14 protein-coding genes, 5 tRNA genes and 1 pseudogene are annotated in these 21718 nt (G+C 64.9%); 5 read left to right on the top strand and 15 right to left on the bottom strand.

Annotated elements, in window-relative coordinates:
- Window positions 1-233 precede the first annotated feature (233 nt).
- The 5 genes and pseudogenes from ACDA63_RS16415 to ACDA63_RS16395 form a co-directional block, all read right to left on the bottom strand.
- Window positions 234-863, bottom strand: coding sequence for a class I SAM-dependent methyltransferase (locus ACDA63_RS16415; protein ID WP_373664360.1), 630 nt, complete (start codon window positions 861-863; stop codon window positions 234-236).
- Entirely contained in the window at window positions 856-2898 is a 2043-nt protein-coding gene (recD, locus tag ACDA63_RS16410; RefSeq protein WP_373664359.1) for an exodeoxyribonuclease V subunit alpha, read from the bottom strand. Before recD ends, ACDA63_RS16415 begins: the two co-directional genes overlap by 8 nt.
- Window positions 2895-6593, bottom strand: a complete 3699-nt coding sequence (gene recB, locus ACDA63_RS16405; protein WP_373664358.1) for an exodeoxyribonuclease V subunit beta — start codon at window positions 6591-6593, stop codon at window positions 2895-2897. The genes recD and recB overlap by 4 nt, the downstream gene beginning before the upstream one ends.
- Window positions 6590-10057: an exodeoxyribonuclease V subunit gamma gene (gene recC, locus ACDA63_RS16400; RefSeq protein ID WP_373664357.1), complete on the bottom strand. Its 3468-nt coding sequence runs from the start codon at window positions 10055-10057 to the stop codon at window positions 6590-6592. Before recC ends, recB begins: the two co-directional genes overlap by 4 nt.
- A gap of 121 nt (window positions 10058-10178) precedes the next feature.
- Window positions 10179-11075 (bottom strand): annotated as a pseudogene (locus ACDA63_RS16395) (TraB/GumN family protein).
- Between the two features lie 60 nt (window positions 11076-11135).
- Here ACDA63_RS16395 and miaA point away from each other — a divergent pair.
- On the top strand, window positions 11136-12128 hold the full coding sequence (gene miaA, locus ACDA63_RS16390) for a tRNA (adenosine(37)-N6)-dimethylallyltransferase MiaA (RefSeq protein ID WP_373664356.1): 993 nt from the start codon (window positions 11136-11138) through the stop codon (window positions 12126-12128).
- Here miaA and ACDA63_RS16385 read toward each other — a convergent pair.
- From ACDA63_RS16385 to ACDA63_RS16375, 3 genes are all read right to left on the bottom strand, one after another.
- On the bottom strand, window positions 12109-13032 hold the full coding sequence (locus ACDA63_RS16385) for a CobD/CbiB family protein (protein WP_373664355.1): 924 nt from the start codon (window positions 13030-13032) through the stop codon (window positions 12109-12111). The genes miaA and ACDA63_RS16385 overlap by 20 nt on opposite strands.
- A gap of 113 nt (window positions 13033-13145) precedes the next feature.
- Window positions 13146-13757 carry a CoA pyrophosphatase gene (locus tag ACDA63_RS16380; protein ID WP_373664354.1) on the bottom strand — a complete coding sequence of 204 codons (612 nt, stop codon included), beginning with the start codon at window positions 13755-13757 and terminating at the stop codon, window positions 13146-13148.
- A gap of 57 nt (window positions 13758-13814) precedes the next feature.
- Complete coding sequence (locus tag ACDA63_RS16375) at window positions 13815-14450, bottom strand: TIGR02281 family clan AA aspartic protease (RefSeq protein ID WP_373664353.1); 636 nt, start codon at window positions 14448-14450, stop codon at window positions 13815-13817.
- Between the two features lie 28 nt (window positions 14451-14478).
- Here ACDA63_RS16375 and ACDA63_RS16370 point away from each other — a divergent pair, with 28 nt between their 5' ends.
- Window positions 14479-15198 carry a type 1 glutamine amidotransferase gene (locus ACDA63_RS16370; protein WP_373664352.1) on the top strand — a complete coding sequence of 240 codons (720 nt, stop codon included), beginning with the start codon at window positions 14479-14481 and terminating at the stop codon, window positions 15196-15198.
- Window positions 15199-15201: 3 nt separating this feature from the next.
- Here the strand turns inward: ACDA63_RS16370 and mdtD are convergent, their stop codons facing one another.
- Window positions 15202-16602 (bottom strand): multidrug transporter subunit MdtD, encoded by a 1401-nt coding sequence (mdtD, locus tag ACDA63_RS16365; protein WP_373664351.1) that lies wholly within the window; start codon window positions 16600-16602, stop codon window positions 15202-15204.
- 329 nt (window positions 16603-16931) lie between these two features.
- Between mdtD and ACDA63_RS16360 the strand changes: the two genes are divergently transcribed.
- The gene (locus ACDA63_RS16360; protein WP_373664350.1) at window positions 16932-17099 is read left to right on the top strand and encodes a hypothetical protein; all 168 of its coding nucleotides are present in this window, start codon (window positions 16932-16934) and stop codon (window positions 17097-17099) included.
- 66 nt (window positions 17100-17165) lie between these two features.
- Here ACDA63_RS16360 and ACDA63_RS16355 read toward each other — a convergent pair whose 3' ends face one another.
- Window positions 17166-19559 (bottom strand): DUF4962 domain-containing protein, encoded by a 2394-nt coding sequence (locus ACDA63_RS16355; protein ID WP_373664349.1) that lies wholly within the window; start codon window positions 19557-19559, stop codon window positions 17166-17168.
- A gap of 211 nt (window positions 19560-19770) precedes the next feature.
- On the opposite strand from ACDA63_RS16355, the gene ACDA63_RS16350 reads away from it, so the two are divergent.
- A complete protein-coding gene (locus ACDA63_RS16350) occupies window positions 19771-20139 on the top strand; it encodes an ArsR/SmtB family transcription factor (RefSeq protein ID WP_373664348.1) in 369 nt (122 codons plus the stop codon).
- Window positions 20136-20717 carry an SRPBCC family protein gene (locus ACDA63_RS16345; protein ID WP_373664347.1) on the top strand — a complete coding sequence of 194 codons (582 nt, stop codon included), beginning with the start codon at window positions 20136-20138 and terminating at the stop codon, window positions 20715-20717. The genes ACDA63_RS16350 and ACDA63_RS16345 overlap by 4 nt, the downstream gene beginning before the upstream one ends.
- 87 nt (window positions 20718-20804) lie before the next feature.
- Here ACDA63_RS16345 and ACDA63_RS16340 read toward each other — a convergent pair.
- From ACDA63_RS16340 to ACDA63_RS16320, 5 genes are all read right to left on the bottom strand, one after another.
- Window positions 20805-20881 (bottom strand) — tRNA-Asp (locus tag ACDA63_RS16340).
- Between the two features lie 87 nt (window positions 20882-20968).
- Window positions 20969-21044: transfer RNA gene (locus ACDA63_RS16335), tRNA-Glu, on the bottom strand.
- 109 nt (window positions 21045-21153) lie between these two features.
- Window positions 21154-21230, bottom strand: a tRNA-Asp gene (locus ACDA63_RS16330).
- 87 nt (window positions 21231-21317) lie between these two features.
- A tRNA-Glu gene (locus ACDA63_RS16325) sits at window positions 21318-21393 on the bottom strand.
- 25 nt (window positions 21394-21418) lie between these two features.
- Window positions 21419-21494 (bottom strand) — tRNA-Ala (locus ACDA63_RS16320).
- Between the last annotated feature and the right edge of the window lie 224 nt (window positions 21495-21718).

Genomic DNA, 21718 nt, shown 5'->3' with positions numbered 1-21718 from the left:
GCCGTCGGCGAGGACTGTCTGAGGAGCACAGCGACGAGTTCCGCAGCCGCCTGACTTGACGAGTAGCGCAGGGGACCCACCGTAGGTGGGCGGCGATGCTGGGGTCGGATCGACGGTTACCTTCTTGTCGATAACAAGAAAGTGACTCGGCCACCGGGACGAACTCCCGGCCGTCGAGCATCAGTCAAGACCAAGCCCGAAGAACCAAAGCCCAGGCAAGAAATCGCTTTTCCTCAAAAGCGCCTGCGCGCTACAACCGCATACCGCCCTTTATCCCGCCCACCGTCCGGCAGATTCATGAACTCCCGCACCACCAACTCCATGCCGAGCGCTTCAAGCATTGCCACGACCGCATCGGGCGAGTGCGAGTCGTAGAAGAAGGTCTGCCCGAACATGGTGTCGCGAAACGCAGGATGCTCACTGCCGCCGACGGTCACCATCATCCGACCTCCAGCATCCAGCATGTCGACCATCCGCGCGAAGATCGCCGGATGGCGTTCGCGTTCGATGTGGAACAACGCGTCCCAGCAAATGATCGCGTCGTAGCATTCGTCGGACATGAAGTCCTCGATGCGCGACTCGATCCATTCGCCTTTCGAATAGCGTTCGCGCGCGAGCGCCAGCAGCGCCGCCGATTGATCGACGCCGGTCAGAGACAGTCCTCGCTCCAAGACGTACGCGCCCATCGGGCGCCCGGTACCACACCCGAGGTCAAGCACCCTGGCATTCCCGGGTAAGCCTTCGAGCAACATGTCGAGGTACTCGCGTTCGCGACCGAAAAACTCGCTGCGTGCGGCGTCCCACGATGGCGCGATGCGGTCGTAGCTCTCTCGATTGAGCGCGCCGTTCGATTCCTCAGTCATGCGGACCGCCTCCGTCGAGCAGACCGCTGGCACGCACCACGCGCCGTTCGATGGCGGCGTCCAGCACTTGGCGGCCTCCCGTTGCGACGAGCGTAAAGAACTCCCGCGCGCGCGTGATGCCGGTGTAGACCAGTTCGCGCGTGAGAATGGGATTGAGACTATCCGGCAGCAGCAAGGCGGTGTGTTCAAATTCGGAGCCCTGCGACTTATGCACCGTCATCGCGAACACCGTTTCCACCGACTGCAGGCGGCTGGGCAACACCCAGCGAATCGCATTCGAACCGTCCCCCGCCGGGAACGCCACGCGCGGCATCCATCGTACGAGGTCGCCCGCGCGCTCGGGCAGACTCAGGGTGATGCCGATATCGCCGTTCATGAGCCCGAGACCGTAGTCGTTGCGCGTGACCAGCACCGGCCGCCCGATGAACCAGCCTTGCGGCACGGCCAGCAGGCCGGCGTCGTGCAACATGGCGCCCACGCGCTCGTTGAGCCCCTCGACGCCCCAGCGACCGCGCCGCAGTGCGCATAGCAACTGGAAGCGGCCATGCGCTTCGATCACCGCTCGCGCCCACTCATCGAAAGCCTCGAACGGAGCGTCCTGGGCGGGACGTTGCTGATTGAGTACATCGAGGTAGTGGCGATAGCCGACCGGCCCGAACATGTCGCCGTCACGTCCGCCGTCGATCAGCAATTCGCGCAGCGCGCGTTCGTCGTCGTGGCTGGCGGCGATACGAGACAGATCGGCATGGTCGTGACTCCACACGGTCTTCATCGCCGCCACGTCGCCAGCGTTGACTGCTGCCGCCAGTTGTCCAATGCCGCTGGCGGCGCCGAAACGATGGCTGTGCCGCAGCATGACGATCGCCTGGTCAAGCGCCGTGCCGGAAGGATCGATCAGCACATCGTCGATGCGCTGGCCGGCAACTTCGTGCAGCCATTCGCAGGTGGCGGGCCAGTAATGGCCGTCCAGCGCACGACTGCATAGCTCGCCCAATACGGCACCGGCTTCGACCGACGCAAGCTGATCCTTGTCGCCGAGCATGATGAGGCGAGCACGCGGCGGCAGCGCGGCGAGCAATGCCGCCATCATCTCGAGGTCGATCATCGACGCTTCGTCGACCACCAGCACATCGAGCGCCAACAGGTTGCCCGCGTGATAGGCAAAGCGACGGCTGTCCGGCTGGCTACCGAGCAGTCGATGCAGTGTGGTGACTTCTCGCGGGATGGCCCCGCGCACCGCCTCACCCGCCCCCACGCCGGCCAGTTGCAGACGATCCACCGCACCGGCGATCGAGGTGTTCAAACGCGCGGCGGCCTTGCCCGTGGGTGCCGCCAGGCGGATGCACAATGCGCGTCCGTGCGATTCGAGCGCCAGGCTCTGCAGCAACGCGAGGAGCTTGACGACGGTGGTCGTCTTGCCGGTGCCCGGGCCGCCGGTGACGATACCAAAAGCACTGCCCGCCATCAGCGCGCAGGCAAGTTTCTGCCAGTCGACCGGCCCTCCGGACGACGCGGGGAACAGTGCGTCGAGCGCGCGACGCAGCGATGCCGCAGGCATGCCGTCGCGCAACGCTGCGCTGCCGTGCAGACGGCGTCCGATAGCCGCTCGCACATCCCGCTCATAGCGCCAGTAACGGCGCAGATACAGGCGCGCACCGACCAGCACCAACGGCGTCGAGCCCTCGCCCCGCGTGACCAGGCGTGCGTCATCCAGCGCATTCAGCCAGCCTTGCAGGTCCAGCCCGTCCAGCAGCGCCGCCGGCAACACGGGGGCATCGATTGCCGCTTCGCCATCGGGCGGCAGCGACAGGGCAAAGCGGCTATCGGCGAGCGTCGCCGTCAGATCGAGGCATACATGCCCGCGGCCGAGCTGATGGCTGGCGAGCGCTGCGGCCAGCACGAGCAGCGGATGCGCATCGCCCACCTGCTCCACGAGGAAGGCAGCGAAGGCATGGTCGACATCGCGCAACCACTTGCGTGCTGCCCACTCGCCGAGCAGACCGAGCAGTTCGTGTGCATCGCGGGGGCGGATCATGCGGCCACCTCGGCGCTGTCCCTGAAAAGCGCATCGAGCGCATCCATGAGCTGTCGTGGCGGCCGCTCGAAGTGCACGCCTTGCGTGTCGGACTGACTGCCGCGCAGGAAGAGATAGACGGCGCCGCCAACATGGCGCTCGTAGTCGTAGTCTGGCAGGCGCGAACGCAGCAGGCGGTGCAGCGCGAACACGTACAACACGTATTGCAGATCGTAGCGATGATCCAGCACCGCCGCGCGCATGGCGCCGGCACTGTAGGCAACCTCGTCCGAGCCGAGCCAGTTCGACTTGTAGTCGGCCACGTAGTAGCGGCCCTGGTGTTCGAACACCAGATCGATGAAGCCCTTGAGCATGCCGTTGAGCACGTTGCGCTGGAGCACCGGCCGTGCGGCGCCATTCAGCGTCGCGCCACGCACCAGCGCGTCCAGGCGCAGGCTGTCGACTTCACGTGTGGAGAACCAGAATTCCATTTCCTTCTGATAGTGCTCCAACGCATCGAGTCGCACGGGTGAGGTTCCTGGCAACGAGAACGGCGTACGCACGAAGGCTTCGAGCCACGCGCTCAGCGGTTCGATCCATGCGTCCCAGCCCCGCAACGCGCAACGCCGGGCGACCTGGTCGCGGATGCGCGCAGGCTCGCTCGACAAAGCGGAAAAGCCTTCGTCCGCCGCCCATTCGAGCAAGGCGTGAAGAAAGCTGCCGGCATTCGATCCGCGCGGAAATGCGTGCAGACCGAGTGGCCGTAGTCCGACCGTCTGCATGTCGCTGGGCAAGCGTTCGAGCGATGCTTCGCGCAACACGTCTTCGTCCGCACTGGCAGGTTCGTCGGACGAAGGCGAGTGTGTTTCGTCGCCATCCTCGGCCTGCATGGCGAGCGCCGAGTAGCTGGCGATCCACCAGCGCTCCGCGATGCGCCGCGTCGGCTCGCGCGCAGGGCCTGGCGCAGCGACATGCGCGGCTTCGAGAATTTCGCTGTCGGCTGCAGGCGCCGGCGCAATGCCGATGGCGGCGCAGCCTGCCTGCAACTCGCGCAGGCGCGCCGGAATATCTTCGGCGCTCAGGGGTTGCGCACCGCCCAATAGATAGCCCATGGCGCCCTTGTGCAACTCCGGGCTCTTCGAGCGGCCCGACACGAGCGGCGCCACGCCCAGCCATACCGCGTGCCGGGCGCGCGTGAGCGCCACGTACAACAGACGCATGTCTTCGCTCAGACGCTCGTCGTTGGCGCGGTCATATGCCGTCCCGGCGATGCTTGTGTCGCCCGACACATCGACGACGCGGCCTTCGCCGTGCTGGAACGAAGGCAGCTCCCGGCTGCGGCCGTCCAACTCGCGCCAGGTGCAGATGAACGGCAACAGCACGAGCGGATACTCCAGCCCTTTCGACTTGTGGATGGTGATCACCTTGATGAGATCAGCATCGCTTTCCAGCCGCAGGATTTCCTCTTCCGAAGGACGCTCGATCTGTTCGGCATAGACGCGCAGCAGCGCATGTTCTCCATCCGCTTCGACGGCCTGGCGCTGCAACCATTCGGCGAGGTGCAACAGATTGGTCAGGCGCCGCTCGCCATCCGCCTCTCGCAGAAGACTGGCCGGCACGTCGAAGTCGGCCAGCAGGCGACGCAGCATTGGCAGCACCCCTTGCGTCTGCCACAGCGTGCGGTAGCCGCGAAAGCGCATCACGGTGTCTTCCCAGAAGCGCTCGTCGCGGTTGAGGCGCTCCAGTGCCGGCCACCCCAGGCCGAGGCTGCGCGTGGCAAGTGCGCGGCGCAGTGCGCCGTCGTCCGTGGGGTCGGCACACGCACGCAACCATTGCAGCACGTCGCCGGCTTCTTCGGTGGCAAAAACGGAATCTCGATCCGACAGGTATACGCTGGCCAGCCGGCGCGCCGCGAGCGAGGTGCGAATGGCGTCGGCCTCACGACGACCTCGCACGAGGATGGCGATGTCCGCTGGCTGCAATGGCCGCAGGCTGCCGTCGGGTTCCCGGAAACCCGCCCGGCCCTCGCGCGCCTGCGCGAGCCACCCGCGTACGGCACTCGCACATCGTTCGGCCATCTCGTCGCGGTACGCGGATGCACCACACACCGCGCCACCGTTGTCGAGCAGCCAGAACGTCATGGCTGTGGCCGGCACGCCATCGATCAGCAGCACCTCTTCCCGTCCGCGCGCCTCGACCGGCTGAAACGGTACGGGGTTGTCGACCTCATCCGAGCCAAAGCGGAACGCACCGCGCGGATGCTGTTCGGCGAAGGCGAAGCAGCGATTGGCGGCCTCGACCATGTCGCGGGTGGAGCGGTAGTTGGTGCTGAGCGTGTAATGCCGGTTCAGCGTGGCGGTGCGCGCACGCAGATAAGTGTGGATGTCGGCCCCGCGGAAAGCGTAGATCGCCTGTTTGGGGTCTCCGATCATGAACAGGCCGATCTCGCGCGGGTTGTCGGCGATGCGATACACGCGCTCGAAGATGCGGTACTGCAGCGGGTCCGTATCCTGGAACTCGTCGATCAACGCCACCGGGAACTGCTCGCGGATACGTGCGGCAAGTCGGTCGCCGCCTTGTCCAGCCAGCGCACGGTCGAGGCGTGCGAGCAGATCATCGAAGCCGAGTTCGGCGCGGCGAATCTTCTCGGCGTCGAACGTCGCGCGCACTTCGCTCAATGCATGAAGCAACAACAGGGGCTTGATCTGCGGCTCACCGTCCGCCACGTCGGCCCACTGATCGATGGCCTGGAACGCCGGATGTCGTGGTGTAACGGCCTTGGCCTTGAGCTTGATACGCGTCTGGCCGAACTTGGCAAGATTGGCAGGCGCTGCGGCTCCCTCGCTCCACGCCGCCAGATCGCCCACCCATTGGGTGAAGGTCGCGTCATCGTCCTTGTTGCGATAGACGTTGCCATGCAGGCTCGGGCGCAGCGCATGGAGCATGATTTCGAGCGCCTCGCGATCGGACGCCCATGCGTGGCGAGCCGCATTTGCTGCGGACTCGCATGCCTCCTGCCACGCAGCAGCCGGGGCCAGGACATGCGCCAGCGATGCCGGCGGGTGGAGTACCTGCTCGCCCACGAAAAAACGCACATCCGTTCGTGCCAGCAAAGGCTTGAGCGCGGCGGCAAGATCATCCGGTCCGGCGAAGCATGTACGCACGGCACCCGCTTCGCGCGGCGAAAGCGCGTAGAAGTTGCGGCGCCAATAGTCACGCACGACCTCGAGCAGCAATTCGCCCTGATCCGTAGCCAACTCCTGGGCGAACAGGCTGCCGCTGTCGAAGGCATGCTCACGCAACATGCGATAGCACCAGGCGTGGATGGTCGACACGGCCGCCTCGTCCATCCACTCGGCGGCCAGCCGCAGCAAGCGCGCACACGCCGGCCAGCGATCGTGCGGATAGCTGTCGCGCAGCGCTTCGAGCAGGCCATCGTGCGCCGCGTCGGGCTCTCCGAAGCATCTCGCCGCTTCGGTCAGACGCGCACGGATGCGGTCGCGCAATTCCTGCGTGGCGGCGTCGGTAAACGTGACGACGAGGATTTCCGGTGGCGTCAGCGCGCGGCCGAACGCCGCTTCACCCCCGTGATCGAGCACCAGCCGCACGTAAAGCAACGCGATGGTGAAGGTCTTGCCCGTACCCGCGCTGGCCTCGATGAGCCGGCTGCCGTGCAACGGAAAATCGAGTACCGACAATGCAACGGGCACGCTCATGCCGACACCTCGTCCTGGTCGTCGCGCGCCAGCACGTGGCGATGAAGCGTGCCGTAGAGCACTTCGGCCCAGTGCTTGAATTCGCCCTCGGCGTAGAGACTGGCGAAATCCGGATAAGCACGGGCCAGCGCCGCCGATTGCTGAAGCTCGCCAGTAAGGTTGTAGCCGCCTTCGTAGCGACGTTCGGCCTCGCTCAGCGCGCGCACTTCGTCTTGCTGGTCGAGCCAGGCAAAAGCGGTGCGGCATGCGACTGGCAACGGCCGACGCATCCCTTCGCGCCAGGCATCGATGAGTGCATCGAGTTCGACGCGCGCCACGCCTGCCGGCACCGGTTCCCACACAAGATCGCCTGTCGTTCCCACCAGCCACGTCGTCACCGGCGCGCCGCAGAGTTGCCGCGCAAGATGCGCCACCCAATGACGCACCAGGGTATGCCAACGATAGTGGTCGCCTTCATGCAGCTTGCCGCTGACGAGTTCGATGCGAGCCTGCGCGCCGTTCACATCGCACCGCAGGCCAGTCGCCCAGTCAGCCAGCGTGACGTCGGCATGCCGATGTTCGAACTCGCGCGGCGCTTCGTCTTCGATCGGATACGCGTCCAATGCGTCGCGATAGCGCTGAAGGAGGTCCGGCAATGGAGCGGCGAGATCATCGGCTTCACGCGTACCGAAGGCGCCTACGGGCAGACGTCCCTCGCCGCGCAGGCGGTCCACCTCGGCCGCGATGCGCGAGGCGAATGACGGATCGGAGTCGGCCTCGACTGCCGGCCGGAGGCGCTGTACGAGGGTATCGGTCAGTTGCCAGTTGTCGAGCCCGTCGAGTACGAAAGGTTCATCGTCGTTGTCGGTCAGCGGCGCTTCGCCGAAACGCACTTTCAAGCGTTGCGCGAAAAATGCCTTGACCGGATCGGCGACAAAGTCCTGCAACACACGCAGTCCGATCGGTGCGTTGATTTCGTGTTCGGGCAGGACGTTCGTTTGCCCGGCAGCTTCGGCCCGGCGATAGACCTCGCGCCATTCGCGCGCATAGGTGAATGCGCCATCGACGCCCACTTCGTCGCGTGCCTGCGAAAAATAGACGCGGCTGAACGGTTGCAGCGGATGTTCGCGCGTGATCGCGGCGAGGATATCGCCGCCATCGGCCAGCCGCCAACCTGCCGCGAAGTGATCGCGCAGTTGGCCGATCAATACCGAAGGCGGTCGCACGCTGTTGTCACGGATGCTGCGCCCCACCCAGCTTACATAGAGTTGCTCGCGCGCCGAAAGCAGCGCTTCGAGCAGCAGGTAGCGGTCGTCCTCGCGCCGCGAGCGATCGCCGGGACGGTAGTCGTTGCGCATCAAGTCGAAGTCGAGCGGCTGAACCACGCGCGGGTAGTCGCCGTCATTCATGCCCAGCAGGCACACCACGCGGAACGGGATCGCGCGCATCGGCATGAGCGTACAGAAGCTCACCGCGCCGGCGAGGAAGCGCTGATTCAATCCGCCGGCATCGAGCCCGCCCAGCCATGCTTCGCGCACGACTGTCACGGGCACCGCTTCATCGAAGCCGGCACGGACGCAACTGTCGAGCCACGCGTCGAGCAACTTGAGCATCTGCTGGTGCAACAGATCGTCGCGCTCATCACTGGCGACGAAGAAATTCTCCAGCAGCAGGCGCAGGCGCTCGACCCACTGCGAAGGTGTAGCCGGTTCGGCAAGTTGCTGCGCGGTGGTATCGAGCGCCGCGAGCAGTTGCGCGAGCGGGCCCAGCAGCGATGCGTCGAGTCCGCCGATCTCGGCATACGGCTCGATGCCGTTGAACGCATCGCCCTCGCCTACCGCAAAGCCGAGCAGCATGCGTCGCAGGCCGAAGCGCCATGTATTGGCCTCGTCCGCCGCAGGCAGGCCCAGGCGTTGCCGTTGGGCACCGTCGAGCCCCCATCTCACGCCCGCGCCGTCGATCCAGCGTCGCAGCAGCGGCAGATCGGTTTCCGCAATGTCGAATCGCGCACGCAGCGCGGCAACATCGAGCAGGTCGAGAATCTCGCTCACCGCAAAGCGGCTCTCGGGCAGACGCAGGAGGAGTTCGAGCGCCACCAGCATCGGCTCGCGACCGCGCTGGCCCTGGTCCGCGAGCGTGTAGGGAATGAAGCGACGATCGTCGCGTGCCAATTGCCCGAAAACGGCCTCGATGTGCGGCGCGTAGGTGTTGACGTCGGGCACCATGACAATGACGTCGCGCGCATGCAGCGTGGGATCGGCGTCGAAGCGCGCGAGCAACTGGTCATGCAGCACTTCGACTTCGCGCTGTGCGCTGTGCGCGACGTGAAAGCGCACGGAGGCGTCGCGATGCGGGTCGAGCGCCGGCCACAGCGCGCGGCTTTCGGCCAGCGGGCGCAATTCAAGGATGTCGTTCTGCAATTGGCCGAGCAACGTCTGCGGCTCGTCGTCGCTGAACAGATCGATTCGCCCGTTGGTGACACCGCCGAAGAGCCCGCGATAGCGCTCCGGGTCGTCGTGGCGATCGAGCAGGTTGATGTAATCGCGCCCCTGCTTGCCCCACGCCGCGAGCAAGGGGTGCGCATACTGATGCTGCAGTTCGTCGTCGAGCACTGCCGGCATGCCTGGTCGACGACGCTGGCGACGATACTCGTGGCGCAACAGGTCTTTGTCCGCGACGATGTCCGCCCAGTGATGGCGACACGGGTTGTGGACGCATAGCAAGACCTGCGAGAACCGTGCGATGGCGGCGAGCGCTTCGACCGATTGCGCCGGCATCGCCGAGATGCCGAACACCACGACCCGACGCGGCAGGCCAGCGGGGCGAACGCTCGCGTGTTCGAGCGCCTCAAGAAAATGTCGGTGGACGCCGGCACGGCTGGCGGACAGACCTTCGTCGCCGACGTCTGCCGTCAATGCGCGCCATAGTTCGGGCTGCCAGCGCTCGTCGGGCGGCAGCGCGCGCGCACCGCCGCTGGCGGTGTGGATGCGGTCGTGCCCGGCGCGCCAATCCTCGAGCCAATCGGCGCGATAGACCTGGTATTGATCGAACAGATCCGCCAGGCGCTGCGAGAGCTGGTGGCGTTTGCGCAGATCGGCGTCGTCGGCGAGATACCGACGCAGCACGGCAAAAACCGGGCGCTCGATGAGCGCTGGCAGCAGGCGCATGAGTCGCCACACGAGCGGCCCCTCATCCAGCGCCGAGACGTCGGGCACGCGATCGCGCCCGAGCACTCCGCGATAGGCCCGCCACAGAAATTGCGCCGGCAGTTCGACCGACATCGACGCAGTCACCCCGCAGCCGCCTTCTTCCACGTCGCGCGCGAGCGCCAGCTTGAGCCACTGCGCAATGCCATTGCTCTGCACGAGAATGACTTCGGATTCCAGCGGCGCCAACGGATGCGCACGCATCCAGCCGACGAGCAGGTCGCGCAGCGATTCGGGCTGGTTGCCGTGAATGACCATCAGTCCGGGCGTCAGATCCATCGGGTGCTCAGCGTGAAGGCGGGAAGGGGGTTCGGCGGTTCATGCCGCAGGCATCGCTGCGGCTGCCGGCGAAACCGCAAGTATAGCGACGCACGCGCGTCGCACCGCCGGTACGACGGAATCAGTCGCCGGCGGCAAGCTGGCGGATGACGTAGCCGCGCTGGCCGAGACGATCGACCACGCTGCCCTGCCCCGCAAGATGGCCGACGCCGACGATCACGAAGGGCGCCCGGCCGTCGTCGAGCCAGCCGGCGATCTTGTCTGCCATCTCGGCGTTGCGGCGGTCCAGCAATTCAGCCCGCCAGCGGTCGTCGCTGCCGCCGCCTTCGCGGATGAGCGCGTCGAGCCGTTCACCGTCGCCGCGCTGCCATGCGCGCACCAGGTCGTCGAAATAGGCGTCGAGCCGATGATCGCGCAGCAATGACAAGGTCTGGCGCAATCCTTCGACCTGTTCATCGAGGCTCGTCCCCTGCAGCGCGTCGATCTAGCGCTGCACGGTTTCGAGCTCGTTGACGGTCTTGCCCTGGGTGCGCGCGCGCGCGAGCAGCCACAGATCGACGCCCTGATCGGCACGCAGGCCGGCGCGCTGCGCGGCGGTGATGCCGATCATCGTGCCAACCATCCACGGCCGCATGCCCATCATCGGCTGCGCTGGCAGATCGAGCTCATTGAGCGCGTGTTGCAGCGCTTCGCCGTCAGCCTTGCCGAGCAGATCCGAAAGACGTTCGCCGACGGGCAGGAGCGCCGCACGCATGATGCGCTCTTGCAGGTCGCCGCGAGCGGGGTCGACTTCGACGGCGATTTCGCGTGCCGCATCAAAACGCTGCAGCACGCCGCTGGGCAAGGGGTAGCAGCCGGCGCGGCAGACGTGGATGGAGCCGAACAGGTACACTGTCGCGCGGGCGCCTCGCACCTCCCACAGCGGCAGGCGCGTATCGTCGGCCAGAGCGATCAGCGGAGAAAATGTCAGGAGCAGGCTCAACAGCCCGTGACGACGCAAAAAACCTAACAGTCGCATTGGTTTCCAACACACCGCCCAGGGGCGGCGACAAGCATTGAACTCAGAACCTAGAACGCCATGAACGACGCCATCGCACCGCGACCGCGCGCCATCTTCCTCATGGGCCCCACCGCCAGCGGCAAGACTGCCTGCGCGCTGGCGCTGGCCGATGCGCTGCCGATCGAAATCATCAGCGTCGATTCGGCATTGGTGTTCCGCGACATGGACATCGGCACCGCCAAGCCCGACGCGGCGGAACAGGCGCGCTGCCCGCATCATCTCATCGACATCGTCAGTCCGGAAGACGCCTATTCGGCCGCACGCTTCCGCGAGGATGCGCTGCGTCTCATCGACGACATCCATGGGCGCGGCAATATCCCGCTGTTGGCCGGTGGGACGATGCTCTACTACAAGGCGCTGCGCGAAGGGCTGTCCGATCTGCCGGAAGCCGACCCGGCCCTGCGGGCGCATATCGATGAAGTCGCCGTCACACGCGGCTGGCCCGCCCTGCACGCGGAACTGGCAGCGCTCGATCCGGATGCCGCCGCCCGGCTCGCGCCGAACGACGCGCAACGCATCCAGCGCGCGCTGGAGATCGTCCGCATCACAGGCCGGCCGCTGGCAGAAAGCTACGCCCGCAAGTCGCAGGCCGAACCTGCGGCGGACTTCCTCACGCTGATGCTGCAGCCGTCCGACCGCACCGTGCTGCACGAACGCATTGCCCAACGCTTCGATGCCATGCTCGCCGCCGGATTCGAGGACGAAGTCATCGCCCTGCGCGAGCGCTATCGCCTGCGCTTGGACATGACATCCATGCGCTGCGTGGGGTACCGGCAAATGTGGGAGTACCTGGAAGGCGAAACCGACTACGCCACCATGCGCGAGAAAGGCGTGGCGGCCACTCGCCAGTTGGCCAAGCGGCAGATCACGTGGATGCGTCAGTTCGTCGGGCAATGGCCCGACGTTCATGAAGTGGATAGTCTGGCGGCGGACGCCACGGCGCAGGCGCTGGATCATGTGCGGCACTGGCTGGCAGCGCCGCCCGCGACGGTCAGCTCGCCAGCCGCGTAATCCCCAACAGCAGCAGGATCAGCACGTTCAACACCAGGGTGCGACGCACCAGCCCGACCGTGCTTTGCAGGTATTCGACCTCGGCATCATCGCCGGTACCCAGGTCGGGGCGTTCAATCACCTCGCCGCTCTGGTGGATGGGCATGCCCAGGCGCACGCCGAGCGCACCGGCGCCCGCAGCCAGCAGCACGCCTTCGTTGCGGTCGGGCCACTCGGGCGCCTGGACGCGCCAGCAGTAGGCGGCGTCTTCGAAGTCGCCCACGATCGAGAACGCCATGGCGGTGATGCGCGCCGGCAGCCATTCGATGTAATAGAACGCGCGCCGCGCGAACCCGCCGAAGTCGCCGATCGCTGGACCGATGCGCGCGCCCCAGGCCTTGTCGAAATGCGCCGCCATGCGATAGAGCACCGCACCGCTCGGACCGGGGAAGATCACGAACAGCACGATGATGGCAAACACTTGGCGGTGCGCGCCGACCAGGCCTTGCTCGATGGTCAGGCGGGTGACTTCCTGCGTGCTGGACAGCTCGTGCAGGTGGCCGCGCCACTGGCCGATCAGCTCACGCGCACGCGGCAGGTCCTGCGCACGCAAGGCGGCGTGGATCCGCGTGAAGTAATGGCTGACGTGGCGAAAGCCCATGGTGTAGTACAGCACCGCCACATTGAAGACGAATGCCACCACCGGGTGAATCTGGTAGAGCAGCCAGTACACGACTGCGGACAATACGACGGGAGGAATCACCATCAGGCACCACGCAATGATGCCGTGGCTTGCCTGACCGTCATTGAAGCGGCTCTCGAAGAAGTGTCCCAGCGCATCGAGCGGCTGGTGCAGGTACTTGGCCGCGTTCAGCGGCCGGAACTGTTCGAGAATCAGTGCGAGAACAAGTGAGAACAGGGTCATGTTTTTGTAAATGGTCGCAGCATCGGGGCTCTGGCCGGCCAGGACCCGAAGATAACATACTCGACTGATGCGCCCGGGCACGCATGTCGCCCCGGTGCGACGATGCCGATGCCTTAACGTTCGTGCATCGTGCCAGCGGGCCTCACGGGACGGCCGAGGAAGTCGCAGAACATGGCCAGCATGCCGGCGGTCGCGCCCCAGATGAAGCGCCCCGCGTGCGGTACGGCGTAGAACTCGCGCACCACGCCGGCGCGTTCGATGCGATGGCACTGGTAATTGCGCGGGTCGGTCACGAACGCCAGCGGCACCTCGAAGACCTCTGCCACCTCGAAGTCGTCCGGCGCCAGCACGAACGGCGCCTGGACCAGGCCGACCACCGGTGTGATGCGAAATCCCGTGATGGTGGCGTAGCTTGGCAGGCGGCCGAACACGTCCACAGCGCTGCGCGGAAGACCGGTTTCTTCTTCCGTTTCACGCAGCGCCGCAGCAATGTCGTCGCCATCGCCGGGCTCGACCCTGCCGCCGGGAAACGATATCTGTCCTGGATGGTGATAGAGGCGATCGCTGCGGCGGGTGAGCAACAGGCTGAGCGCGCCAGCACGTTCGACGATGGGGATGAGTACGGCGGCGCGCGCATGGTCGAACTCTTCGTCCGGCGCGCCCTCCTCCGGCCATTCAAACGTTTGTTCGCTGTCGAAACGATGGCGCAGGCCGGCAATCGACAACGCGGCAAGTGGTTCAGAAAGGATGTCCGTCTCCAGCTGGAAGGCCGGGCGGCGCAGTCAGAAGCGCCGCGTCAGCGTCATGGTCGCGCCGTCGCGGCGCATGTTCGTGCGATTGAGGAAGCTCGCGCCCAGCAGTACGTAGGGCATGTCGGCCTGCAGGACCATGCCTTCGACGTCGTGCAGGGTGATGCCGCCGACGGTGACGGTGTTCAACCGTACCCGCCACGTCTGCACCGTGCCGTTGGCGGTGTTCGCCATGCCTTGCTGCCCGCTGCGGTAATCGATGCCGGCCGCGCGGGCCACGCTCGGCCCCATCGCTACGGTTGAGGCACCCGTATCGACGAAAAAGTTCACCGACGCGCCATTGATCGAACCTGCCGTCAGGAAATGGCCGCGTCCGTCGGCCACCAGCGTGACGTTCTGTTCGCCCGCGCCGGACGCAGTGTCCGCAATCTGCACCGGCTGGCCGCCGAGTGCGATGTTCTGCCGCTGCCCGTCGACCTCGACCGTCGCACTGTCGGCGCCGATGGCAAGCAACTTCACGCCCCATGCGCTCTGCCCGACAGCCAGCGTCCGCGGCGCACGTGCGTCGATGACGAGCACCGCCTTGCCGGGGAAAAGGCCGACCAGCGCCACGCCCGTGGCGTGTGCGGCCCCGCTGAGTGCGCCTACAATGGCGCAAACCGCAAGCATTCGAACAACACGCCCCCGCCGTCTGCAGATGAAGCCCATTGCGATCTTTCAACATTGCCAGAACGTTCAACCCGGGCATTTTGCCAGTTTCCTCGACCGACATTCGATTCCCTGGACGCTCGTCCGTGTGGATGAAGGCGCCCCCATTCCCGAGCGCGTCGGAGCGTTTTCGGGCCTGTGCTTCATGGGCGGGCCGATGAGTGTCAATGACGATCTGCCCTGGATCGAACGCGAACTCGACCTGATCCGCCACGCCATCGACAGCAGCGTACCCGTCATTGGCCACTGTCTGGGTGGCCAGTTGATGTCACGTGCACTGGGCGGAGAGGTCACACGAAACCCCGTGCGCGAGATTGGCTGGACGCGCATCACGGCCACCGACACGCCGCATGCGCGCCAGTGGCTGGGCGACGTGCGCGGCTTCGATGCCTACCAATGGCATGGCGAGACCTTCACCATACCAGCCGGCGCCACGCGCATCCTGGAAGGCGAGAACTGCACCAACCAGGCCTACGTGCTCGGTCCGGGCGAGGGCATTCATCTGGGCATGCAGTTCCATATCGAGATGACCGAGGCGCTGATCCGCAATTGGACGCACGAATGGTCGCGTGAATTCGAGCGCACCCCGTTGCCCGCCACGACTCAACTGCCGGCGAGCCAGTTCGAGCAGATGCGCGTTGCCCTGCCCGCGCAACTGGCCATTGCCGATCGCCTCTACACGCGCTGGATCGCCGCACTCGCCGGCTGAGCGTCACTCACCCATCGGCACGTCGCCATGGGCGACATCCCGGCGGTCGCCGGACAGTTGGAGGAAGATCGCCGCCGCCACCATGCCCATCAGCCCGACGGTGCAGAAGGTTGCCTGGAAGCTCGAGATGATGTCGCCGGTCTCGAAGACGTTCACAAAGCCATTGAGCAACGCGGCCGAAGCGCCCACGCCCATGCTGATCGCCAATTGCATGATGACCGACAGCAGCGTGTTGCCGCTGCTGGCATCCTCGGCGGGCAGATCCTGGAGGGCCACGGTGTTCATCGCGGTGAACTGAAGACCATTGACGAAGCCGAAGATGAATAGCTGCACGATCACCAGCCACAGCGGGAGCTTGAGCGGCACCAGGGCCATGCTCATGATCATCAACCCCACCAGCAGCGTGTTCACCGTAAGTACCTTGCGATAGCCGAAACGGCCGATCACGCGCCCGACTCCAATGCGCGACAGGAGCGATGCAAGCGCGGAAGGAATCATCATCAGGCCGGACTGCAGGGGCGAGTATTCCATGCCGATCTGGAACATCAGGGGCAGCAGGAAAGGGATGCCGCCGCTGCCGATGCGTGCGAAGAGATTGCCCAGCAGCCCGACCGAATAGCTGTTGATGCGGAATAACCGCGGCGAAAACAGGGGCAATGAAAAACGCGTGGCGTGCAACCAGTAAGCCCCGAGCAAGCCCGCGCCGGCGACCATCAACAGCATGGCGAGAGAAAGCGACAGCCCCAGTTCGCCGAGACCTTCGAGCGCCAGTGAAATCAGGGCGATGGCCAGCGCGAACATGCCATAACCCCGAAAGTCGAACGGCTGCCCCTTGTCGACGGGGAACACCGGCATCAGCCGGAACGTCAGCGCAATGCCGGCAAGGCCAATGGGCACGTTGATCAGGAAGATCCAGTGCCACGAGATGCTCTCGGACAACCATCCGCCGACGAAAGGACCCAGCAGTGGCCCGATCAACGCTGGCAGCGCCACGAACGAGAGTGCAGCGAGCAATTCTTCGCGCGACACCGTGCGTAGCACCGCCAAACGCCCCACCGGCATGAGAAAGGCGCCGCCGACGCCCTGCACCACGCGCGCGCCCACGAGCTGCTCGAGCGTGCGTGACTCGGCGCACAGCACGGAGCCCAGCGTGAACAGGGCGATCGCACACAGGTAGACGCGCCGGATGCCGAAGCGGTCCGCCACCCAACCCGATGCGGGCATGAGCAGGGCCACCGTCAGCATGTAGCCGATGACGACCATTTCCATCTTGAGCGGGCTGGCTTTCAGATCGGTGGCAATCGAAGGCAATGCAGTATTGACGATGGTGGAATCGAGCATCTGCATCAGCAGACCGACCGCCACCAGCCACAGCAGCGGTCGATGATCGCGATGAATCTCCATGCGTTGAGTCCCCGTCTTGGCTGAACTGCGAAGGAAGGCGCCCCGACAGTCTGGAGCAGACTGCGTGCATGTCAAGACAATATGCGCTCGCCATGTGACGGAAGGCGGCAGCCCGCGGGAGGCCCCATTCTCCCGCAAGGAGAAACCCGATCTGTCCTGATGGGCAAGGGCGCATATTTCCGGTGCAACGCGTCGGCGGCTGTCCTACAACGAATCTGGGTGAGGCCTACAGCGTTTTGATGCCGGCAAGCGCAACATGGTCAGCATTGGCCGAAGAGCTAAAAACAGCCGTCCCCAACTCCCCCGACGCTCCCAATGCGAGGTGCCCCATGAACCACGTGAAAGCATTACTGGCCTTCATCGTGAGCGCCTGCCTACTGATTGCGCTTGCCGGTCATCAGCAGGAAAAAGAAGAGTTTGCCGGACAACAGCCCCCGGTCAAAGCCACGCAGGATGCCACGGGCGGCAAGCCTGTGCGCATGCAGTGGCCGAGTTGATAGGTTCGCGCTCTCATTCCGCCAGACCGCCGGTCTGCCCCGCAGAACGGGGCCACCTGTTCGGCGCTATGGCGACGTGATGGTGATCGCGTCGCCTGTCGAAGTCTCTGCCAGATCCAGCACCAGCGTATCCGTGGCGGCATCGTAAGCGGCCCTGAAACCATCGCTCACGTTGACTGCCGGTACATGCCCCATCCAGTCACGCACGCGTAGCGTGAGACGCACCGGTCGGTGAGCCTGCAGCCGCATATGCATCGCACCCTGCGTGACTCTGGCTTCAAGCGTTACCGGTTCCGATGCCTCAACGACTGCATCGCCTTGTTGCCATCGCGTTGCTTCGACCAGCGCCAGGTACGTCGCGCCTTCCCGCCGGCTTGAATAACCGGCGAGTCCCGCCAGGGACGCTGGCGCCACGCGGCTGGCTGCAACACGCGCCTGCTCACCGCCAAGAAGGATCATGTCGCTGGCTGTCGACGTCTCGACGCGCAGCACATGACCATGTGTCGCCGGCAAGGATGTGAGCCTGGCGCCTTTGCCGTCGCGATACGGATACAGCAAGGTTACGAAATCCTGCGACGTTGCCGCGCTGCGCGTCGTGGCGCGCACATGCCACTCCTTGGCCATCCTGTTGCGATACGCCGCATCCAGCGGGACGGCAAACTCGTCGGTCTGTGAAAAAGAAAGTGCCGATGGCGCCGGCCACGCGAACTGCACCTGCAGGCGCGCATCGCCCTTCGCGCTGGCGATCGAAGCATTCGCATCATCCACCTGCATGCGCTCGCGTGCGTGCAACAACCAGTCGAAGCGCGCAGCCTGGCGCGCAGTCAGCTCGTCGAACATCACGAAATAACGTCTGTCGACGAACAGCACGTGCCGCAGCGCCTGCGTAGCCGCCGCGCGATAGGCGTCTAGCGCGTCGCCCGTGGCAAAGGCAAAACGGTCTCCGCCGTAGAAGCGGCTGATGTGCCCCTTGGCGGAGGCGTCCATGATCGGCTGGCCTTGTCCATCGATGAGGATGGCGTTCTTCGAGGCCGTGGTACGCGTCCAGCCTACGTGATGCGGGCTCCCGTACCACTCGCGGTATCCGGAGGAAATCGCCAGCGGCTGCCCGAACGCGCTCAGCACGAAGGCGTTCTGGTCCGCGAAACTGTGGCTGGCCGAACCATACGGACTGCTCTTGAGCGCCAGCATGACGTCATCCTGCGAGCCGAGAGCGGAGTGCATGGCGACCCAGCCGATGTCGCGAAATGCCCGTGCAATCGGCAAGCCTGACAGCGAACCAGCATTCATGCGTGCCCCCTGTCGGCGGTACAGATGCAGCAGGCTGTCGATGGCACTGAATTCGTAATAGCTGAACTTGTCCGGGTAGTTGCCACCGATCGCGTCGGCGTAGGCGAGCAATGCCGGATCGTGCTCGATGAGGCCGAATTTCTCGATCAACAGGCGGCGGTTGGGATTGGGTGAGAGCACATTGGTCAAATCGCCAAAGGACGATGACTGCCCCAGTGGCAGGTTGTATGCGCCAAAGTACCCGTTGTTGCGAAAGAAGGGCCGCGCCAGCGCATCATCGACACCCAGCAACTGCATCGCTTCCAGAAAACGTAGATGCTGCGTCATGCCGGTCGACCAGTAATCCATGCCCTCGGCCCAGCCGCCATCGTCTCCGCCCCAGACCGGAAACTGGCGCGCGTAGTACTCGTAGGCCCACGCAGCGTAACGATCGGCGCCCGGCAGTTCACGCCACAAGGCAACACCGCCCTGCCCCAACGTAGAGATGAAGCGCATGGGATGACTGAGGCTATTGTCGGGCGGCGTCGCGCGCGTGAGCGAGAACTTGCCGGTCAGGCGTGGCCAGAGAATGTCGAGCCGCTTGGCAATGGCCGCTTCGATGCTTGCCCGTTCCTCGGGCGTGAGTGCGTCGTAGGCCCAGTCGTACGCAAAGATCATCGGTCGAAGCGACTGAATGAAGGCTTCGTCGTTGTTGCGGATGTCGATACCGCCGTTCACGTCCCAGCCGGCCAGCGCCATCAGCCAGCGTGCGGCCTCGCGCCCGTATCGCGCATCGCCTGTCACCTGCCAGGTCAGCGCCAGTCGCCACGCCTTGAAACCCGTATCGTTGGCGGTGGTGTAGGCATCGCGCCAAAGCCGCGCCGCATCCGCATCGAGCTTGCGCGGAATGCGTTGTGGCTCATTCGGAAGGGCTTCGTTCAGCGCATCGACGCGGATGCGCTGCCACAGCCGCCCCACCGCGGAGTTGGCCGGCGCATCATGGATGAAGGTCCGCAGGCCGTCGATGTCTGCCGTCGTCAGCAACAGGCGCGGATGCGCTACTGGCAATCTGGCGCGCAACGCAGCCACGCGGGCGGCGACCAGGGCTTCGTCTTGTTCCGGCAAATGCTGCGCTGACGCCAGCCCCGTCGCAACCCACAAGCACACCGCCACCAACAGCCGCCAAGCCATGCCGCCCCCTATGTTTTTGTGTTGCCTTTTCGATCGGGCTCGAGCATATCGCCGCCGCCAAGATAGCCCCATGGAAACTTCTGCCCAGTCCGCTGTTCCGCCCGCGATCTGTTGGCTATAACCCGAGCGGGAAAATGGCGCGTTTTCGCCAAACGAAAAATATTCAACCGATCGGTTGACAGTCCCGAACCGGGCACCTAAATTCAACCACATGGTTGAATATAACTCTCCACCCCTCGATGATGTCTTCCACGCGCTGGCCGACGGGACGCGCCGCGCCATGTTGCGGACGCTCGCGGACAGGCCGGCCTCGATCGGCGAACTGGCCTCGCCTTTCGAGATATCGCTGGCGGCGGCCTCCAAGCACATCAAGGTGCTCGAACGCGCAGGACTGGTGCAGCGTACGGTGCAGGGCCGCACGCACATTTGCGCGCTGAACGCGGCGCCGCTGCATGCCGGGATGGAGTGGATGCGTCACTACGAGAAGTTCTGGACCGAGCGGCTGGACCTGCTCGAGTCCTTACTCAAAGCGGAATCTCCCCCCAGGACGAAACCGCACCCCGACAGGAGCAAGCCATGACCGAAACCGTACTTCTCAGCAAACCGACGGACGAGCACGCCGTCCTCACCGCCCCCGACACGATTCGCCTGGAACGATGGCTGCCCGGCCCGGCCGAACGCGTCTGGCGTTACCTGACCGAACCCGATCTGCGCGCCCAGTGGTTGGCAGGCGGCACGATGGCGTTGCACAAGGATGGTCCGATGGAGCTGGTCTTTCACAACGCGCAGCTGTCCTCGGCAGACGACGATCCGCCACCGGCCGGCTTCGAAGGCGCCTCCAGAGAACATCTCATGCAGGGACGCATCATCGAATGCGATCCGCCTCGCCAACTGGCTTATCTGTGGTTCCACGACGCCACCGCGCCATCGGAGGTCCGCTTTGAACTGGCCCCACGTGGCGAACGCGTGCTGCTGACGGTCACGCATACGCGTATCGCGTCGCGCGAGGCGATGCTGAGCTTCACGCCCGGCTGGCACACGCACCTGGCGATGCTGCGTGCCCGGCTCTCGGGCGACATGCCGCCGCCGTTCTGGCGCACCTTCGCGTCGTTGCGGGCGGAATACGCCAAGCGGCTGGCGCAAGGCGAGCAAGGCTGAATCGGCAATCTGGCAAAGTCAGGCTGGTAGACGCAAAAACGCCCTGCAATCCCGTGGAAACCACGACATTACAGGGCGCTTGCTTTCTGGCGGAGTGGACGGGACTCGAACCCGCGACCCCCGGCGTGACAGGCCGGTATTCTAACCGACTGAACTACCACTCCTCGCGATGCCGGTCGGTGATCGGCACAGCTTGAACTACATGATCCTGCGCGGTACAGCCACTACATTCGCACAGTCTCATTCGAGCCTGGCGTCCCCACGGGGATTCGAACCCCGGTTATCGCCGTGAAAGGGCGGTGTCCTAGGCCTCTAGACGATGGGGACCTGGATACTTCATCGTTGCATCCGAAGGCGTCACAACCTTCATGATGGATGCATTTACTACCTGTTGCGTAAAAAAAGCCGCCTTCGTGAGGCGGCTTTTTTTTCAGTCTGGCGGAGTGGACGGGACTCGAACCCGCGACCCCCGGCGTGACAGGCCGGTATTCTAACCGACTGAACTACCACTCCTCGCGATGCCGGTCGGTGATCGGCACAGCTTGAACTACATGATCCTGCGCGGTACAGCCACTACATTCGCACAGTCTCATTCGAGCCTGGCGTCCCCACGGGGATTCGAACCCCGGTTATCGCCGTGAAAGGGCGGTGTCCTAGGCCTCTAGACGATGGGGACCTACGTACAACAATCTTCGCGAGAGTGGTGGAGGTAAGCGGGATCGAACCGCTGACCTCTTGCATGCCATGCAAGCGCTCTCCCAGCTGAGCTATACCCCCGTCCAGCGAAGAAGCCGCATTATAGGAACCGACCATAGGGTCGTCAACATCTTTTTGCGAGAAAACGCCATTCCGCTTGCGCGGGCGCACATACCCATACAGGCATCATCCCGTATCAATCCTCTCGCTCGCCTTGCGTGAGGCGGGGTCGGCGCGCTGCGGCAAACCGCACCCGGATTGCTCCCGGAAATGGCGATCCTTCCGAGCATGTTTTCGATCGCTTC

This window comes from Uliginosibacterium sp. sgz301328 (assembly GCF_041807905.1).
GTDB lineage: Bacteria > Pseudomonadota > Gammaproteobacteria > Burkholderiales > Rhodocyclaceae > JBGVSA01.
Note: the sequence above shows the minus strand (reverse complement) of the source record. Positions and strands in the feature narration are given on the sequence as shown.

Coding starts and splice junctions, on each gene's coding strand:
- ACDA63_RS16415 (WP_373664360.1), bottom strand. CDS start 863: ATGACTGAGGAATCGAACGGCGCGCTCAATCGAGAGAGCTACGACCGC.
- recD (WP_373664359.1), bottom strand. CDS start 2,898: ATGATCCGCCCCCGCGATGCACACGAACTGCTCGGTCTGCTCGGCGAG.
- recB (WP_373664358.1), bottom strand. CDS start 6,593: ATGAGCGTGCCCGTTGCATTGTCGGTACTCGATTTTCCGTTGCACGGC.
- recC (WP_373664357.1), bottom strand. CDS start 10,057: ATGGATCTGACGCCCGGACTGATGGTCATTCACGGCAACCAGCCCGAA.
- miaA (WP_373664356.1), top strand. CDS start 11,136: ATGAACGACGCCATCGCACCGCGACCGCGCGCCATCTTCCTCATGGGC.
- ACDA63_RS16385 (WP_373664355.1), bottom strand. CDS start 13,032: ATGACCCTGTTCTCACTTGTTCTCGCACTGATTCTCGAACAGTTCCGG.
- ACDA63_RS16375 (WP_373664353.1), bottom strand. CDS start 14,450: ATGCTTGCGGTTTGCGCCATTGTAGGCGCACTCAGCGGGGCCGCACAC.
- ACDA63_RS16370 (WP_373664352.1), top strand. CDS start 14,479: ATGAAGCCCATTGCGATCTTTCAACATTGCCAGAACGTTCAACCCGGG.
- mdtD (WP_373664351.1), bottom strand. CDS start 16,602: ATGGAGATTCATCGCGATCATCGACCGCTGCTGTGGCTGGTGGCGGTC.
- ACDA63_RS16360 (WP_373664350.1), top strand. CDS start 16,932: ATGAACCACGTGAAAGCATTACTGGCCTTCATCGTGAGCGCCTGCCTA.
- ACDA63_RS16355 (WP_373664349.1), bottom strand. CDS start 19,559: ATGGCTTGGCGGCTGTTGGTGGCGGTGTGCTTGTGGGTTGCGACGGGG.
- ACDA63_RS16350 (WP_373664348.1), top strand. CDS start 19,771: ATGGTTGAATATAACTCTCCACCCCTCGATGATGTCTTCCACGCGCTG.
- ACDA63_RS16345 (WP_373664347.1), top strand. CDS start 20,136: ATGACCGAAACCGTACTTCTCAGCAAACCGACGGACGAGCACGCCGTC.